This is a genomic window from Pseudomonas sp. B1(2018) (assembly GCF_003097365.1).
GTDB classification, from domain to species: Bacteria; Pseudomonadota; Gammaproteobacteria; order Pseudomonadales; family Pseudomonadaceae; genus Aquipseudomonas; species Aquipseudomonas laurylsulfatiphila.
Map to the genome: position 1 here is coordinate 112,247 of NZ_PYUK01000006.1, position 18,022 is coordinate 130,268.

9 protein-coding genes are annotated in these 18,022 nt (G+C 60.1%); 7 read left to right on the plus strand and 2 right to left on the minus strand.

All coding sequences use genetic code 11. The features are described 5' to 3' along the window. Positions 1-146: 146 nt before the first annotated feature. From aceE to msrA, 5 genes are all read left to right on the plus strand, one after another. A complete protein-coding gene (gene aceE, locus C9422_RS11435; protein ID WP_116580741.1) occupies positions 147-2,792 on the plus strand; it encodes a pyruvate dehydrogenase (acetyl-transferring), homodimeric type in 2,646 nt (881 codons plus the stop codon). 11 nt (positions 2,793-2,803) lie between these two features. Continuing rightward, positions 2,804-4,744, plus strand: coding sequence for a dihydrolipoyllysine-residue acetyltransferase (gene aceF, locus C9422_RS11440; RefSeq protein WP_116580742.1), 1,941 nt, complete (start codon positions 2,804-2,806; stop codon positions 4,742-4,744). A 471-nt stretch (positions 4,745-5,215) separates the two neighbouring features. Next, on the plus strand, positions 5,216-6,610 hold the full coding sequence (locus tag C9422_RS11445) for an alkaline phosphatase D family protein (protein WP_116580743.1): 1,395 nt from the start codon (positions 5,216-5,218) through the stop codon (positions 6,608-6,610). A gap of 228 nt (positions 6,611-6,838) precedes the next feature. After that, entirely contained in the window at positions 6,839-9,532 is a 2,694-nt protein-coding gene (locus C9422_RS11450) for a bifunctional diguanylate cyclase/phosphodiesterase (protein WP_007971820.1), read from the plus strand. Positions 9,533-9,715: 183 nt separating this feature from the next. Further along, the gene (gene msrA, locus C9422_RS11455) at positions 9,716-10,366 is read left to right on the plus strand and encodes a peptide-methionine (S)-S-oxide reductase MsrA (protein WP_007971822.1); all 651 of its coding nucleotides are present in this window, start codon (positions 9,716-9,718) and stop codon (positions 10,364-10,366) included. Between the two features lie 100 nt (positions 10,367-10,466). On the opposite strand, the gene C9422_RS11460 is transcribed toward msrA, so the two are convergent. Continuing rightward, positions 10,467-11,303 (minus strand): 23S rRNA (adenine(2030)-N(6))-methyltransferase RlmJ, encoded by an 837-nt coding sequence (locus C9422_RS11460; RefSeq protein WP_116580744.1) that lies wholly within the window; start codon positions 11,301-11,303, stop codon positions 10,467-10,469. Between the two features lie 207 nt (positions 11,304-11,510). Between C9422_RS11460 and C9422_RS11465 the strand changes: the two genes are divergently transcribed. Then, positions 11,511-12,005, plus strand: coding sequence for a DUF2165 family protein (locus tag C9422_RS11465; RefSeq protein ID WP_116580745.1), 495 nt, complete (start codon positions 11,511-11,513; stop codon positions 12,003-12,005). 80 nt (positions 12,006-12,085) lie between these two features. On the opposite strand, the gene putP is transcribed toward C9422_RS11465, so the two are convergent. Further along, positions 12,086-13,570, minus strand: coding sequence for a sodium/proline symporter PutP (putP, locus tag C9422_RS11470; protein ID WP_116580746.1), 1,485 nt, complete (start codon positions 13,568-13,570; stop codon positions 12,086-12,088). Between the two features lie 460 nt (positions 13,571-14,030). Between putP and putA the strand changes: the two genes are divergently transcribed. After that, positions 14,031-17,981, plus strand: a complete 3,951-nt coding sequence (putA, locus tag C9422_RS11475; RefSeq protein ID WP_116580747.1) for a trifunctional transcriptional regulator/proline dehydrogenase/L-glutamate gamma-semialdehyde dehydrogenase — start codon at positions 14,031-14,033, stop codon at positions 17,979-17,981. Positions 17,982-18,022: the final 41 nt, after the last annotated feature.

An 18,022-nucleotide genomic window follows, 5' to 3' on the forward strand; every position in this document is an offset into this window, starting at 1 on the left:
GGGCTGAAATGCCGGAAGATTTGTAGTAAAACTACACGCCGCCGGAACAACCTGTCGGCAATCCAAGAATTCATAACGTCTGCCCACAAGGCCAGTCGCTAACTCAGGCAACCGATTCTGGTAGCCTTTCCGCCCTGGAGCAAGCCATGCAAGACCTCGATCCCGTCGAAACCCAGGAATGGCTGGACGCCCTGGAATCGGTTCTCGACAAAGAAGGCGAAGACCGTGCTCACTATCTGATGACCCGTATGGGTGAACTGGCGACCCGCAGCGGTTCGCAGTTGCCTTACGCCATCACCACGCCTTACCGCAACACGATCCCCGTTACCCACGAAGCACGCATGCCTGGCGACCTGTTCATGGAACGCCGCATTCGCTCGCTGGTACGCTGGAACGCGATGGCCATGGTGATGCGTACGAACCTGAAGGATTCTGACCTCGGCGGTCACATCTCCAGCTTCGCTTCCAGTGCGACCCTGTATGACATCGGCTTCAACTACTTCTTCCAGGCCCCGACCGACGAACACGGCGGCGACCTGATCTACTTCCAGGGCCACACCTCGCCAGGCGTTTACGCCCGTGCATTCATGGAAGGCCGCATCACCGAAGACCAGATGAACAACTTCCGCCAGGAAGTCGACGGTCAGGGCCTGTCATCCTACCCGCACCCTTGGCTGATGCCTGACTTCTGGCAGTTCCCGACCGTATCCATGGGTCTGGGTCCGATCCAGGCGATCTACCAGGCTCGCTTCATGAAGTACCTGGAACACCGTGGCTTCATCCAGCCAGGCAAGCAGAAAGTCTGGTGCTTCCTGGGCGACGGCGAGTGCGACGAGCCGGAGTCCCTGGGCGCAATCTCCCTGGCCGGCCGCGAGAAGCTGGACAACCTGATCTTCGTCATCAACTGCAACCTGCAGCGCCTCGACGGCCCGGTTCGCGGCAACGGCAAGATCATCCAGGAACTCGAAGGCGTGTTCCGCGGTGCTCAGTGGAACGTGACCAAAGTCATCTGGGGCCGTTTCTGGGACCCACTGCTGGCCAAGGACGTCGACGGCATCCTGCAACGCCGCATGGACGAAGTCATCGACGGCGAGTACCAGAACTACAAAGCCAAAGACGGCGCGTTCGTGCGTGAACACTTCTTCAACACGCCGGAACTCAAGGCGATGGTTGAAGACCTGTCCGACGACGAGATCTGGAAACTCAACCGTGGCGGCCACGACCCGTACAAGGTCTACGCGGCGTACCACGAAGCGGTCAACCACAAGGAACAACCGACCGTCATCCTGGCCAAGACCATCAAGGGTTATGGCACCGGTGCCGGCGAAGCGAAGAACACCGCGCACAACACCAAGAAAGTCGACGTCGAAAGCCTGAAGTTGTTCCGCGATCGCTTCGACATTCCGGTCAAGGACGACGAGCTGGAAAACCTGCCGTTCTTCAAACCGGAGGAAGGTAGCGCCGAAGCCCGTTACCTGAGCGAGCGCCGTACCGCACTGGGCGGTTTCGTGCCACAGCGTCGCGCTCACAGCTTCAACATCCCGACTCCGCCGCTGGACACCCTCAAGGCGATCCTGGACGGCTCGGGCGACCGTGAAATCTCCACCACCATGGCCTTCGTGCGGATCCTCGCGCAACTGGTCAAGGACAAGGAAATCGGTCCGCGCATCGTGCCGATCATCCCGGACGAAGCCCGTACCTTCGGTATGGAAGGCATGTTCCGTCAGTTGGGCATCTACTCTTCCGTCGGCCAGCTCTACGAGCCAGTCGATAAAGACCAGGTGATGTTCTACAAGGAAGACCAGAAGGGCCAGATCCTCGAAGAAGGCATCAACGAAGCAGGCGCCATGAGCTCCTTCATCGCTGCCGGTACTTCGTACTCCAGCCACAACCAGCCGATGCTGCCGTTCTACATCTTCTACTCGATGTTCGGCTTCCAGCGTATTGGTGACCTGGCCTGGGCCGCTGGCGACAGCCGCACCCGTGGCTTCCTGATCGGCGGCACCGCCGGCCGTACCACCCTGAACGGTGAAGGCCTGCAACACGAAGACGGTCACAGCCACCTGCTGGCTGCCACCATCCCGAACTGCCGCACCTACGATCCAACCTACGGCTACGAGCTGGCGGTGATCATTCAGGACGGCATGAAGAAGATGACCGAAGAGCAACAGGACGTCTTCTACTACATCACCGTGATGAACGAGTCGTACCAGCAGCCAGCCATGCCGGCCGGTGCCGAAGAAGGCATCAAGAAAGGCATGTACCTGCTCGAGGAAGACAACCGCGAAGCGGCGCACCACGTTCAGCTGATGGGCTCCGGCACCATCCTGCGTGAAGTCCGTGAAGCCGCGAAGATCCTGCGTGAAGAGTTCAACGTCGGCGCCGACGTGTGGAGCGTTACCAGCTTCAACGAACTGCGTCGCGACGGCCTGGCCGTTGAGCGCAGCAACCGTCTGCACCCTGGCCAAAAGCCTAAGCTGAGCTATGTCGAAGAGTGCCTGAACGGCCGTAAGGGTCCGGTCATTGCTTCTACCGACTACATGAAACTGTTCGCCGAGCAGATCCGTCAGTGGGTACCGTCCAAGGAATTCAAAGTCCTGGGCACCGATGGTTTCGGCCGCAGCGACAGCCGCAAGAAACTGCGTCATTTCTTCGAAGTCGACCGTCAATTCGTGGTGTTGGCAGCCCTGGAAGCACTGGCTGACCGTGGTGACATCGAACCTAAGGTTGTGGCCGAGGCCATCGCCAAGTTCGGTATCAACCCGGAAAAACGCAACCCACTGGACTGCTGAGGAGAGATTCTGTGAGCGAACTCATTCGCGTACCTGACATCGGCAGCGGTGAAGGTGAAGTAATTGAACTGTTTGTGAAGGTCGGCGACCGTATCGAAGCCGACCAGAGCATCCTGACACTTGAGTCGGACAAGGCGAGCATGGAAGTGCCTGCGCCGAAGGCCGGTATCATCAAGAGCCTGAAAGTGAAACTGGGCGATCGTCTGAAAGAAGGCGACGAACTGCTGGAGCTGGAAGTCGAAGGTGCCGCTGCGCCAGCCCCTGCGGCTGCCGCTGCGCCGGCGGCCAAGGCTGAAGCCAAACCGGCTGCTGCCCCTGCCGCCGCTCCTGCTGCTGCGCCGGCTGCCGCCAGCGTTCAGCAAGTGCACGTGCCGGACATCGGTTCGTCGGGCAAGGCCCAGATCATCGAGATTCAGGTCAAGGTCGGCGACACCGTCGCGGCTGATCAGTCGCTGATCACCCTGGAATCCGACAAGGCGAGCATGGAAATCCCGTCGCCTGCCGCTGGCGTGGTCAAGGCCATCAGCGTCAAGCTCAACGACGAAGTCGGCACCGGCGACCTGATCCTGGATCTGGAAGTGGCAGGTGCTGCGGCACCGGCTGCCGCCCCGGCCCAGGCTGCCGCTCCAGCTGCTGCCGCTGCACCTGCACCTGCAGCAGCTCCGCCTGCACCGGTTGCCGACAGCGTCCAGGACATCCACGTTCCGGACATCGGTTCGGCGGGCAAGGCCAAGATCATCGAAGTCCTGGTCAAGGCCGGCGACACCGTTGAGGCCGACCAGTCGCTGATCACCCTGGAATCCGACAAGGCCAGCATGGAAATTCCATCGCCAGCCGCTGGCGTGGTGGAAAGCGTTTCCATCAAGCTCGATGACGAAGTCGGTACCGGCGACCTGATCCTCAAGTTGAAAGTCAAAGGCGCTGCACCGGCACCTGCCGCTGCTGCTCCGAGCGCTCCTGCTTCGGCTCCAGCCGCTGCTGCACCGGCCGCCGCACCTGCTGCCCCGGTTGCCGCTCCAGCCAAGCCGGGCGCAAAAGTTCACGCCGGCCCTGCCGTGCGTCAACTGGCCCGCGAGTTCGGCGTCGAGCTGAGCGCCGTCGGCGCCAGCGGTCCGCACGGTCGCATCCTGAAAGAAGACGTGCAGGTTTACGTCAAGGCCATGATGCAGAAGGCCAAGGAAGCACCGGCCGCTGCTGCCGGCGCAACCGGTGGCGCGGGCATCCCGCCGATTCCGGTCGTGGACTTCAGCCGCTTCGGTGAAATCGAAGAAGTGCCGATGACCCGCCTGATGCAGGTCGGTGCTGCCAACCTGCACCGCAGCTGGCTGAACGTGCCGCACGTGACGCAATTCGATTCGGCGGATATCACCGAACTCGAAGCGTTCCGTGTTGCCCAGAAAGCCGTTGCAGAGAAGGCCGGCGTCAAGCTGACCGTCCTGCCGTTGCTGCTCAAGTCCTGCGCACACCTGCTCAAGGAACTGCCGGATTTCAACAGCTCGCTGGCGCCAAGCGGCAAAGCGATCATCCGCAAGAAATATGTGAACATCGGCTTCGCCGTCGACACCCCGGATGGCCTGCTGGTACCGGTCATCAAGAACGTCGACCAGAAGAGCCTGCTGCAACTGGCCGCCGAAGCCGCTTCCCTGGCTGAAAAAGCCCGGACCAAGAAGCTCTCGTCGGACGAGATGCAAGGCGCCTGCTTCACCATTTCCAGCCTCGGCCACATTGGCGGCACCGGCTTCACGCCGATCGTCAACGCGCCGGAAGTGGCGATCCTCGGTGTTTCCAAGGCCACCATCCAGCCAGTCTGGGATGGCAAAGCCTTCCAGCCGAAACTGATGCTGCCACTGTCGTTGTCCTACGATCACCGTGTGATCAACGGCGCCGCTGCTGCACGCTTCACCAAGCGTCTGAGCGACCTGCTGGGCGACATCCGCACCATGCTCCTGTAATACCGACCGGCCCTCCTTCACCGGAGGGCCGATCGCGTTCCACGTTTCCGAGCGCCACGCTCGTACCTCAACCCCGCCAATTTGGCGGGGCTTTTTTTTGGCTCATCACATCATTCCGGGAAACTGCAGGAGCTGCCGGTCGACGCTCGACCTCGTTGTTTGGTAGTGCACGCGTTCCCCTGTAGGAGCTGCCGTAGGCTGCGATCTTTTGATCTTCAGCAATCTGCAGATCGCAAAAGCAAGATCAAAAGATCGCAGCCTTCGGCAGCTCCTACAGATGTTCCGTGAAGTATCTTTTTTTGCCTGAAGTTCTTGTTTAAACACCTTCCTACATTTGTGGCTGATATCGCCCACAACTTGAATCCATTTCTGCCAGGTATTTATTCAGGCCAAATAATTAGTCTTGGCTGAATACCTATTAGATCCGAAACAAGCAACTTCCTGATTAACTGGCAGCGAATGGACTCAAACATGCTCAAACCCACTGTCGGCCCGATTATTGGCCATACAACAACTGATCACGCGCGTATTTTCGTGCGCGGCGAAGCGCAAAACAATGCCCCCGTATTTGCCGGCATTCGTTATCGGCAGTCCGGGCAAGAACAATGGCTTGACCGTGTCTTTGCAAGGCTGACAAACCTGTATGACATGTCCGATGTCATCGTTCTCAAAAACCTGGCAGCCGATACCGAGTACGAATACCAGGCCGGCTGGTTCAGCACCCGGAGTGCCGAACACACCGCGGATTCGCTGCGGGAACTGCCGCTGCAATGGCCGCAAGAGCTCTATCGCTTGCGCACCCGGTCCGGCGCGGCCAGTACCCCACGAGCCTATTTTGTCGGTTCATGCCGTTACCTGCGGATGACCGCCGGCATCCCGTCGGCACCCCAACAGGGTGACCGGATATTTGCCTCGATGGCTCAACTGGCAAGGCAAGCCAACCCACCGGTCAGCGCCATGCTGATGACGGGCGACCAGATCTATGTCGACGACTTGAATTTTTTTGCACCTGATCGCGAATATCAGCAAATACTCGCAAAGTACCGTGCCGCTTTCTCCCAGCCGCATATTTCCAGGTTAATGGCCAACATATCGACTTACATGATCCTCGACGATCATGAAATTGAAGATAACTGGCCGAACAAGAAAAAATCGACCGATGAGGCGCTATACAAAAACGCCATCACTGCATATGAGTTATATCAAGCCAGCCACAGCCCGGTATTTGAACTACTTGACGATGGCCGGATCGGCCGGATTCCGAATCACTACTGGTATCAGTTCGCCGATGGCGATATCGAATGGTTCGTCACCGACAGTCGCACCCGGCGCAACTTGTCCGCCGAGGATCGACGCATGCTTGATGTCGAACAGGAACATGCCTTGTGCCGATGGCTGATCCACAGCCCTGCCCGGGTCAAGCTGGTGGTTACCAGCGTGATGTTCTTTCCCGACGCCAAACAGGATGGGAATGACGCCTGGGCCGGTTTCCCCGGGCAACGGCTGCGGTTGCTGGAGACCATTCGTTCGCACCGACTGAAGAATGTCATTTTCGTGTCCGGTGACGTCCACGCCTCCTTGACCAGTCGACTGACCCACAGCGAAGACCCGGACTTCGAAGTGCACACCATTGTGTCGTCACCTTTGTGCAATACCAAACTGCTGCCCTATGCCAGTCAATCCAGCTTTATCCTCGACCGGCCGCTGGCACGGAACGCTGCTGGCGAATATCGCCAGGAATTGACCGGTAAAGTCATCAGCCAGGATAACTTCGCGCACCTGGTCATCGATGCAGAACGCATTCAGGTGAATTACCACGATCGAGATGGCAAGTGGCTGCAATCGACAGGCATTCATTTGCGCTGATGGAGAAAAATCACGGTCTTCGAGGCGTCCTCCAAGCCCGTGATCTGATCAATAGCCATACTTTTTCCGGAAACTGCAGAAATCTTCGAGCCTGCCGACATATTCTTATAGCACTTAGCCTTCATCTCTCTTGTCAGTCGGTGTCGCAATGATGCAACCTTGCCGCAGGCAACAGTAAAGAGGGCGTGAGCCCAGCGCGTTCAGCATATTCGAAGCGAGTTTCCCTCCATGAAAAGCCAACCCGATGCCGCCAGCCGTATGGTGGCCGAGGTAGTGACGCAGTTGCCTGTGCCCTCGCGGCTCGGCATGCTGCGTTTCGAACGGCTTAATGAACCCAGCTGGGCGCTCCTGTTTCTCGATCCCAATTGCGAGCGCCAGTTCGGCCTGCCCGCCGTGGAGCTGTGTGCACTGGTAGGTTCGCCCTACGCCAGCCTGATGGAGCCGGAAGCGCGCTATCAACTTCATGACGCGGTCCAGCAACAGCTGACCCAAAGCACGCATTACCTGATCCGCTACACCCTGCATACAGCCTCCGGCTCCCTGAATCTGCTGGAATTGGGCGAAGCCTACAAACAACACAATCGCCACCTGTTGCGCGGCTACCTGTTGGTCATTGACGGCCTGTTCGAGGATGACCCGCTGCAACCGGCCCTGGACCTGGAAACCCAGAACTCGCGCCTGCAAATCGCCCTGGAGCTCAATCAGCGCGCCCAACAGGAGCAACTGCTGCATCTGGACCGGGTGCGCGCCCAGCAGGACCTGATCCTGCTGCTTACCCGTCAGCGCTACAGCAGCAACAACTCCTTGCGCGAAGCCGCGGAGTTGATCACCCGCAGCGCCTGCGACATTTACCAAATCGACTGCGCCAGCCTGTGGAGCCTCGAAGGCTCGATGCTGGTGCCGATCTCGGCCTATCACCGCACGAATCAGGAATACCTGCTGCCGCAGCCGATCGACGTCAGCGTGTTCCCCGACTACCTCGACGCCCTGCACACAGGCCGCGCCATCGACGCCCATAACGCCATGCACGACCCGCGCACCCGGGAGATGGCCGAAAGCCTGCGCCCGCGCGACGTCAACGCGATGCTCGACGCCAGTATCCGTGTCGATGGCCAGGTGGTTGGCGTTTTGTGCCTGGAACAAATCGGTGCGACCCGTGCCTGGCAGTCCGATGAAATCGCCTTCGCCGGAGAACTGGCCGACCAGTTCGCCCAGGTCATCAGCAACCACAACCGGCGCACCGCAACCAGCGCCCTGCACCTGTTCCAGCGTGCGGTCGAGCAAAGTGCCAACGCCTTTCTGCTGGTCAACTGCGATGGCGTGGTGGAGTACGTCAACCCGAGCTTCACCGCCATCACCCAGTACTCCACCGAAGAAGTGCACGGTCAGCGCCTGTCGGAACTGCCGGCCCTGGAGAACCTCAGCGAACTGCTGTTCGACGCGCCTTCGGCACTGGCCAAGAGCAACAGTTGGCAGGGCGAATTCAAGAGCCGCCGGAAAAACCTCGAACCCTACTGGGGCCAGTTGTCGATCTCCAAGGTGTACGGCGACAACCGCGAGCTGACCCACTACATCGGCATCTACGAAGACATCACCCAGACCAAGCTCGCTCAGCAGCGCATCGAGCGCCTGGCCTACACCGACAATCTGACCAATCTCGGCAACCGCCCGGCGTTCATCCGCAACCTCGATGAACGCTTCGCCCGCGACAGCGACGCGCCGATCAGCCTGTTGCTGGTGGACATCGACAACTTCAAGCGGATCAACGACAGCCTCGGCCACCAGACTGGCGACAAATTGCTGATCAGTCTGGCCCGACGCCTGCGCAACAGCCTGATCCCGAGCGGCAGCCTGGCGCGATTCGCCAGTAACGAATTCGCCGTGTTGCTGGACAACAGTGACCTCACGATGGGTCAGCAAGTGGCCAATCAGTTGCTGGCGACCCTCGACAAACCGATGTTCGTTGACAACCAGTTGATCAGCGTCACCGGCTCCGTGGGCCTGGCATGCGCGCCACTGCACGGGCGCGACCCGCAAACCCTGATGCGCAACGCCGGGCTCGCGCTGCACAAGGCCAAGGCCAACGGCAAACATCAGGTGCAAGTGTTCACCGAAGCATTGAACGCCGAGGCCAGCTACAAGCTGTTCGTCGAAAACAACTTGCGCCGCGCCCTGACCCAGAATGAACTCGACGTGTTCTACCAGCCCAAGCTGTGCCTGCGCAGCGGTCGCTTGCTGGGCATGGAAGCACTGCTGCGCTGGGATCATCCGGAAAAGGGCATGATCCGCCCGGATCAGTTCATCAGCGTCGCCGAAGAAACCGGGCTGATCATCCCGATCGGTAAATGGATCGCCCGCCAGGCTTGCCGCATGAGCAAAGCGCTGACCGCCGCCGGCCTGGGCAACCTGCAAGTGGCGATCAACCTGTCGCCCAAGCAATTCTCCGACCCGGACCTGGTGGCCTCCATCGCCACCATCCTCAAGGAAGAAGCCCTGCCCGCGCATTTGCTGGAGCTTGAGTTAACGGAGGGCCTGCTGCTGGAGGCCACCGAAGACACCCACTTGCAGCTCGACCAGCTCAAGCGCCTGGGCCTGACCCTGGCCATGGACGACTTTGGCACCGGTTACTCGTCGCTCAGCTACTTGAAAAAATTCCCCATCGACATCATCAAGATCGATCGAAGCTTCATCCACGAAATCCCGGACAACCAGGACGACATGGAAATCACCTCCGCGGTGATCGCCATGGCCCACAACCTGAAGCTCAAGGTCGTGGCTGAAGGCATCGAAACCGCCGATCAGTTGTCGTTCCTGCGCCGTCACCGCTGCGACGTCGGCCAGGGCTACCTGTTCGACCGTCCGATCCCGGGCAATGAGCTGATCGAAAAGCTCAAACGCTACCCGCGTGGCCCAATCGCCTGACAGACACAAAACCTGTGGGAGCGAGCTTGCTCGCGATAGCGGTGGATCAGTCGACATTGATGCTGAAAGTTATGCCCTCATCGCGAGCAAGCTCGCTCCCACAAGGGTAGTGCGTATCTGGCCGGCATTGGGCACACTGACGGTCTGCTTATTTACAACCCATCCTGACTGAGAGGACTGATCATGGTTCTGCGCTCGGAAATTCTGGTGAACAAAAACGTGCTCCCTACTAAAGAACAAGCTCTGCCTGGCCGCGAAACCGCGATGACCCTGCCTGAAAAGCACTTTGTGTTTAAAGACACCCCCTTGCTTGGCCCGTTCTTCGAAGATGTCGACTTCGCGATCTTTGGCCTGGGCTGTTTCTGGGGTGCGGAACGCCGCTTCTGGCAGCGCGACGGCGTGGTCAGCACTGTTGTGGGTTACGCCGGCGGCTTCACGCCGAACCCGACCTACGAAGAAGTCTGCTCGGGCCTGACCGGCCACGCCGAAGTGGTACTGGTGGTGTATGACAAGGCCAAGGTCAGCTACCAGGAACTGCTGGCGATGTTCTGGGAACTGCACAACCCGACTCAGGGCATGCGTCAGGGCAACGACATCGGCACCCAGTACCGCTCGGTGATCTACGCCACCTCGCCTGAACAACTGGACGCCGCGCTCAAGAGTAAAGAAGCGTACCAGGCTGAGCTGTCCAAGGCCGGCCTCGGTGAAATCAGCACCGAAATCGACCAGGCCCCGACCGTCTACTTTGCAGAGACCTATCACCAGCAGTACCTGGCCAAGAATCCGGAAGGCTACTGCGGGATCGGCGGTACAGGCGTGACCTGCCCGATCTGATCGCTAAAGCAAAAGATCGCAGCCTTCGGCAGCTCCTACAGGTGTACGAATAACCCTGTAGGAGCTGCCGCAGGCTGCGATCTTTTGACCATGCCGCTTGTTACTCGGCAATCAACCAATCCATCCGCCACCCACCCTGGGTCTGCCCAAGCTTCTCGGACAACCACGGCAGCAGCTCACGCAACTCCTCCTCCAGCCCCCACGGCGGATTGGCAATCGCCAGCCCGGAGCCGTTCAGGCTGTTCGGCGTATCCAGCGGATGCACCAGCAACTCCACCCGCAACAACTTAGGCGCACCGGTACCGGCCAGGTCCTGGTAGAAACGACGCAGCGCGCGCTGATCCTTCACCGGGTACCAGATCGCCGCCACAGTCTGGCGCATCCGGCCAATCGCTTCCTTGAGCGACGCGGCACAACGCTGCATCTCGTCGAGCTTCTCGAACGGCGGATCGATCAATATCACCGCCCGCTTCTCCGGCACCGGCAACAAGGCCCGCGACACATGCCAGCCTTCGCCCAGGTGCACCTTGACCCGACGATCACCGGCCATGTTGTCCTTGAGTAAAACGCCATCTTCCGGGTGCTTCTCGTTGAGCAACACGCGGTCCTGCGGGCGGGTCAAACGTCGCGCCAGCTCCGGCGACCCCGGGTAATAGCGCAACTGGCCATCCGGGTTCATCTCGTGCAGCACCTGCATGTAATCGGCGGTCAGGATCGGCAGATCCGGCTGCCCCCACAAACGCGCAATGCCTTCCAGGTACTCGCCGGTACGGCTGGCCTGGTCACCCTGAAGGTCATACAGACCGATGCCGGCGTGAGTGTCGAGATAGGCAAACGGCTGCTCCTTGCGCGACATCAGGGCGATGAGGCGGGTCAAGGTCAGGTGTTTGAACACATCGGCGTGATTGCCGGCATGGAAGGCGTGACGATAATTCATGGTTGCTCCTGCGAAGGCCGGGAAGTTTACCTTTTACCGGCCGGCAAGTCAGGGGTTGGCGACTGAGCGGACACTTCAAGCATTCATAGCGGCGACAAGCACGCACCATCACTCGACAAATTCACAAACGCCTCACAACAGGAAGACTCCCGAACCTGCAAACCGGTGTGATAGCGTTCTTTGTCGAAAAAGGCAAAGGACGCACAAATGACCATTCGCTACGCAAAGATTGCAATGACCCTGGCGCTCGCCGCATTCGCCTTCATGACCGTGTTCAACAACATCACCGACTACGCTTCCAACTTCAACTTCGTCCGGCATGTGCTGAGCATGGATACCACCTTCCCTGACAACGCCGCCCGGTATCGCGCAATTGATCTGCCTTGGGTGTGGCATGGGGCTTACTGGCTGATCATCCTTGGCGAAGCCATTACCTGTGGACTTCTTGGCTACGGCGCACTAAAGCTCTGGCGCTCGCGGTCAGCCGGTGGGCATGAGTTCAGACAGGCCAGGAAGTGGGCCGTAGCGGGTTTGACGACCGGGTTTTTCGTGTGGTTTTTCGGCTTCATGGTTGTTGGAGGTGAGTGGTTTCTGATGTGGCAATCCGATATTTGGAATGGTCAGGACGCAGCCTTCAGGTTCTACATGGCAATACTGGGCGTGCTGATCTTTCTGAATCAGCCTGATGCCGATCTTGACTGATCCCCAATAAAAAACGGCCCGCACCAAAAGCTGCGAGCCGTTTTTTTATCAGGGACGGGAAGCGTTCCCCCCATCACTCATCACTTGTTCAGACGATAATCATTCTCTGCAGCCGCAAAACGCTGGAACATGCCGGCAGTCGGCGTGCCCATTTTGCTGACGATGTAGATCGCCAGGCTAGCGAAGATGAAGCCCGGGATGATTTCGTACAGGCCCAGCAGTTCGAAGTGCTTCCAGACGATCACGGTGATCGCGCCGACCAGGATGCCGGCCAGTGCGCCGTTGCGGGTCATGTCTTTCCAGATCACGGAGATCAGTACGACCGGACCGAATGCGGCGCCGAAGCCGGCCCAGGCATAGCTCACCAGGCCCAGTACACGGTTTTCCGGGTTGGCTGCCAGTGCGATAGCAATCAGGGCGACCAACAGGACCATGGCACGACCGACCCAGACCAGTTCCAGCTGCGAAGCGGATTTACGCAGGAAGGTCTTGTAGAAGTCTTCGGTCAGGGCGCTCGAGCACACCAGCAACTGGCAGCTCAGGGTGCTCATGACGGCAGCCAGAATGGCCGACAGCAGGACACCGGCGATCCATGGGTTGAACAGGATCTTGGCCAGTTCGATGAACACACGTTCGTGGTTCTCGGAGACCGCGCCAGCCACGTCCGGGTGCGCCGAGAAGTAGGCGATACCGAAGAAGCCCACAGCCACGGTGCCGCCCAGGCACAGGATCATCCAGGTCATGGAGATGCGTCGGGCCTTGGCAATCGATTTCACCGAATCAGCCGCCATGAAACGCGCGAGGATGTGCGGCTGACCGAAGTAGCCCAGACCCCAGCCCATCAGCGAGATGATGCCGATGAAAGTGGTGCCCTTGAGCATGTCGAAGTTACTTGGATCTTGCGCTTCGATGGCCAGGAAGGTGGTGTCGACGCCGCCAGTGGCCAGCAGCACGATGACTGGCGTCAGGATCAACGCGAAGATCATCAGGGTGGCTTGTACGGTATCGGTCCAGCTCACCGCCAGGAATCCGCCGATAAAGGTGTAGGCAATCGTCGCCGCAGCACCGGCCCACAGCGCCGTCTCGTAGGACATGCCGAAGGTGCTTTCGAACAGACGGGCACCGGCCACAATGCCGGAAGCGCAGTAGATGGTGAAGAACACCAGGATCACGACCGCAGAGATGATCCGCAGCAGGCCGCTCTTGTCTTCGAAGCGGCTGGCGAAGTAGTCCGGCAGGGTCAGTGCATCACCGTTGTGCTCGGTCTGTACACGCAGACGGCCGGCGACGAACAGCCAGTTCAGGTAGGCGCCGACGATCAGGCCGATGGCGATCCAGCTTTCGGAAAGACCGGACATGTAGATTGCGCCGGGCAAGCCCATCAACAACCAGCCGCTCATGTCGGAGGCACCGGCGGACAGTGCAGTCACGACGCTGCCCAGGCTGCGACCGCCCAGGATGTAGTCGGAAAGGTTGTTGGTGGAGCGATAGGCCATCAAGCCGATCAGCACCATTGCTGCGATGTAGATCACGAACGTGATCAGGGTTGGATTGCTTACGCTCATTAAGTTACGCCCTGGCTTTGTTTTTATGTAGCGGCGGCTGGTGAACCGCTCGCAAACGCATACGTTTGACAGACGATCCGGATTCCCGCGCATTTATGACTGATGTTTCCCCAGGAAAGCCATCAGCCGGAGCACCCGGACTTTTCCGGGTTGCACCTTGGGCGCGAATGCTATTCAACAAAGTAAATAAGGTGCAACCAGTTTCGCGAGAATAAGTTGCACCTAGTCGGAAATAAATAGCAAACGCCGGTTTTTGCTCCTTTTCGGAGCAAGAAATAGAGCCAACCGCGTTAAAAAGCACCAAGCAGATACGGCACACCCGTACCAGAATTTATTTCCTGACGAGCTGCTTAATATTCCGACAAAAAAAGGGTTGCACCCGGTTGCACCTCAACAGTCGCACGGCTAATCTTGCCGCCAGCTGATGCCACGCAGTCGTGGCAAACATGAGGATAAAAACATGGCTACCACCACCCTTGGGGTCAAACTTGACGACCCGACCCGCGAACGCCTCAAGGCCGCCGCGACCTCGATTGATCGCACGCCGCACTGGTTGATCAAGCAGGCAATCTTCAATTACCTGGAAAAACTCGAGGGTGGTGCAACCCTGACCGAGCTGAGCGGTTTGACCAAGGACTCCGACGACAGCGTCGACGCGCCTCTGGATCACGCCCACCAGTGTTTCCTCGAATTCGCCGAAAGCATCCTGCCGCAATCGGTACTGCGCGCCTCGATCACCGCCGCCTACCGCCGCCCTGAGCCGGAAGTCGTGCCGATGCTGATCGAGCAGGCTCGCCTGCCGGCACCGATGGCCGAAGCCACCAACAAGCTTGCCGCCTCGATTGCTGAAAAACTGCGCAATCAGAAGAGCGCTGGCGGCCGTGCCGGCATCGTTCAAGGCCTGCTGCAGGAATTCTCCCTGTCGTCCCAGGAAGGCGTGGCGCTGATGTGCCTGGCCGAAGCGCTGCTGCGCATCCCGGACAAAGGCACCCGTGACGCCCTGATCCGCGACAAGATCAGCACCGGCAACTGGCAGCCGCACCTGGGCAACAGCCCGTCGCTGTTCGTCAACGCCGCCACCTGGGGCCTGCTGCTGACCGGCAAGCTGGTGTCGACCCACAACGAAGCCGGCCTGACTTCGTCCCTGAGCCGCATCATCGGCAAGAGCGGCGAGCCGATGATCCGCAAGGGCGTCGACATGGCCATGCGCCTGATGGGCGAGCAGTTCGTGACCGGCGAAACCATCGCCGAAGCCCTGGCCAACGCCAGCAAGTTCGAAGCCAAGGGCTTCCGTTACTCCTACGACATGCTGGGTGAAGCCGCACTCACCGAGCACGACGCCCAGAAGTACCTGGCCTCGTACGAACAAGCCATCCACTCGATCGGCAAGGCGTCCCACGGTCGCGGGATTTATGAAGGCCCGGGCATTTCCATCAAGCTGTCGGCCCTGCACCCTCGCTACAGCCGCGCCCAGTACGAGCGCGTGATGGATGAGCTGTACCCGCGCCTGCTGTCGCTGACCCTGTTGGCCAAGCAATACGACATCGGCCTGAACATCGACGCCGAAGAAGCCGACCGCCTCGAGCTGTCGCTGGATCTGCTCGAGCGCCTGTGCTTCGAGCCGCAACTGACCGGCTGGAACGGCATCGGTTTCGTGATCCAGGCTTATCAGAAGCGTTGCCCGTACGTGATCGACTACGTGATCGACCTGGCTCGTCGCAGCCGTCATCGCCTGATGATCCGCCTGGTAAAAGGCGCGTACTGGGACAGCGAAATCAAGCGCGCCCAGGTCGAAGGCCTGGAAGGCTACCCGGTCTATACCCGCAAGGTGTACACCGACGTGTCCTACATCGCTTGCGCACGCAAATTGCTGTCGGTGCCGGAAGTCATCTACCCGCAGTTCGCCACGCACAACGCCCATACCCTGTCGGCCATTTACCACATCGCCGGTCAGAACTATTACCCGGGCCAGTACGAGTTCCAATGCCTGCACGGCATGGGTGAACCGCTGTACGAACAGGTTGTAGGTAAAGTCTCCGAAGGCAAGCTGAACCGTCCGTGCCGCGTGTACGCACCGGTCGGTACCCACGAAACCCTGCTGGCTTACCTGGTGCGTCGCCTGCTGGAAAACGGCGCGAACACCTCGTTCGTCAACCGTATCGCCGACCAGTCGATTTCGATTCAGGAACTGGTGGCCGATCCGGTGGCCAGCATCGAGCAGATGGCGACCGTGGAAGGTGGTTTCGGCCTGCCGCACCCGCGCATTCCGCTGCCGCGTGACCTGTATGGCGCCGAGCGCGCCAACTCCAGCGGCATCGACATGGCCAACGAACATCGTTTGGCGTCGCTGTCCTGCGCACTTCTCGCTACCGCGCACAACCACTGGAAAGCCGCTCCGATACTCGGCTGCGCATCCAGCAACGAAGCCCCGGCGCAGGTTTTGAACCCGTCCGATCTGCGTGACGTGGTCGGCCATGTGCAGGAAGCCACCGTCGAAGACGTCGACAACGCGATCCAGTGCGCCCTCAACGCTGCGCCGATCTGGCAGGCCACCCCGCCCGCCGAACGCGCCGCGATCCTGGAACGTGCCGCCGACCTGATGGAAGCCGAGATCCAGCCGCTGATGGGCCTGCTGGCCCGCGAAGCCGGCAAGACCTTTGCCAACGCCATCGCTGAAGTGCGTGAAGCCGTGGACTTCCTGCGTTACTACGCGGTGCAGGCACGCAACGACTTCACCAACGACGCTCACCGCCCGCTGGGTCCAGTGGTATGCATCAGCCCGTGGAACTTCCCGCTGGCGATCTTCAGTGGCCAGGTGGCTGCTGCCCTGGCCGCCGGTAACCCGGTATTGGCCAAGCCTGCGGAACAGACGCCGCTGGTCGCCGCTCAAGCCGTGCGCCTGCTGCTCGAAGCCGGCATTCCCGAGGGCGTGCTGCAACTGCTGCCGGGTCGCGGTGAAACCGTGGGTGCCGGTCTGGTCGGCGACGATCGCGTCAAAGGCGTGATGTTCACCGGTTCCACCGAAGTCGCGCGCTTGCTGCAACGCAACATCGCCGGCCGCCTGGACAGCCAGGGCCGTCCGATCCCGCTGATCGCCGAAACCGGTGGCCAGAACGCGATGATCGTCGACTCTTCGGCACTGACCGAACAAGTGGTGATCGACGTGGTTTCGTCGGCATTCGACAGTGCCGGCCAGCGTTGCTCGGCCCTGCGCGTCCTGTGCCTGCAGGAAGATTCCGCTGATCGCGTCATCGAAATGCTCAAGGGCGCGATGGCCGAAAGCCGTCTCGGCAACCCTGAGCGTCTGTCCGTGGACATCGGCCCGGTGATCGACGCCGAAGCCAAGGCAGGCATCGAGAAGCACATCCAGGCCATGCGCGACAAAGGTCGCAGCGTGTACCAGGTGGCCATCGCCGACGCCGAAGAAGTCAAACGCGGCACCTTCGTGATGCCGACCCTGATCGAACTGGAAAGCTTCGACGAACTGCAGCGGGAGATCTTCGGCCCTGTGCTGCACGTGGTGCGCTACAAGCGCAAGGACATCGATCAACTGATCGGCCAGATCAACGCTTCCGGCTACGGCTTGACCCTGGGCGTGCACACCCGTATCGACGAGACCATCGCCAAGGTGATCGACAACGTCAATGCCGGTAACGTCTACGTCAACCGCAACATCGTCGGTGCCGTGGTCGGCGTGCAGCCGTTCGGCGGCGAAGGCCTGTCGGGTACCGGCCCGAAAGCCGGTGGCCCGCTGTACCTGTACCGCCTGCTGTCGACCCGCCCCGCGGATGCGATCGAACAATCCTTCGCTCGTGGCGATGCCGCCGCAGCACCGGACGTTCGTCTGCGCGACGCCATGAGCAAGCCGCTGACCGCCCTGAAAGCCTGGGCCGACAGCCACAAGTTTGCCGACCTGAGCACCCTGTGCGTGCAGTTCGCCGCACAATCGCAAAGCGGGATCACCCGCGTTCTGGCCGGCCCAACCGGCGAGCGCAACAGCTACGCGATCCTGCCACGGGAACACGTGCTGTGCCTGGCGGAAGTCGAAGGCGACCTGTTGACTCAACTGGCGGCAGTTCTGGCAGTCGGCGGATCGGCGGTGTGGCCGGAAGGTGAACTGACCAAGGCGCTGTTCGCACGCCTGCCGAAGGAGATTCAGGCGCGCATCAAGCTGGTTTCCGACTGGAACAAGGACGAAGTGGTGATTGACGCGGTTGTGCATCACGGCCACTCCGATCAGTTGCGTGCGGTTTGCCAGCAGGTTGCCAAGCGTGCCGGTGCGATTGTCGGGGTTCAGGGCCTGTCGCAGGGCGAGACCAACATTGCGCTGGAGCGTTTGGTGATCGAGCGGGCGTTGAGCGTCAACACGGCTGCGGCGGGTGGTAATGCGAGCTTGATGACGATTGGCTAAGCAGTAACAGGACCGGGCAGCTGCGGCTGCCCGAGCTTTAA

Excerpts from the sequence above, each read along its gene's own strand:
- C9422_RS11460 (WP_116580744.1), bottom strand. The coding sequence starts at position 11,303 with ATGAATTATCGTCACGCCTTCCATGCCGGCAATCACGCCGATGTGTTC.
- C9422_RS11445 (WP_116580743.1), top strand. The coding sequence starts at position 5,216 with ATGCTCAAACCCACTGTCGGCCCGATTATTGGCCATACAACAACTGAT.
- msrA (WP_007971822.1), top strand. The coding sequence starts at position 9,716 with ATGGTTCTGCGCTCGGAAATTCTGGTGAACAAAAACGTGCTCCCTACT.
- aceE (WP_116580741.1), top strand. The coding sequence starts at position 147 with ATGCAAGACCTCGATCCCGTCGAAACCCAGGAATGGCTGGACGCCCTG.
- putA (WP_116580747.1), top strand. The coding sequence starts at position 14,031 with ATGGCTACCACCACCCTTGGGGTCAAACTTGACGACCCGACCCGCGAA.
- putP (WP_116580746.1), bottom strand. The coding sequence starts at position 13,570 with ATGAGCGTAAGCAATCCAACCCTGATCACGTTCGTGATCTACATCGCA.
- C9422_RS11450 (WP_007971820.1), top strand. The coding sequence starts at position 6,839 with ATGAAAAGCCAACCCGATGCCGCCAGCCGTATGGTGGCCGAGGTAGTG.
- C9422_RS11465 (WP_116580745.1), top strand. The coding sequence starts at position 11,511 with ATGACCATTCGCTACGCAAAGATTGCAATGACCCTGGCGCTCGCCGCA.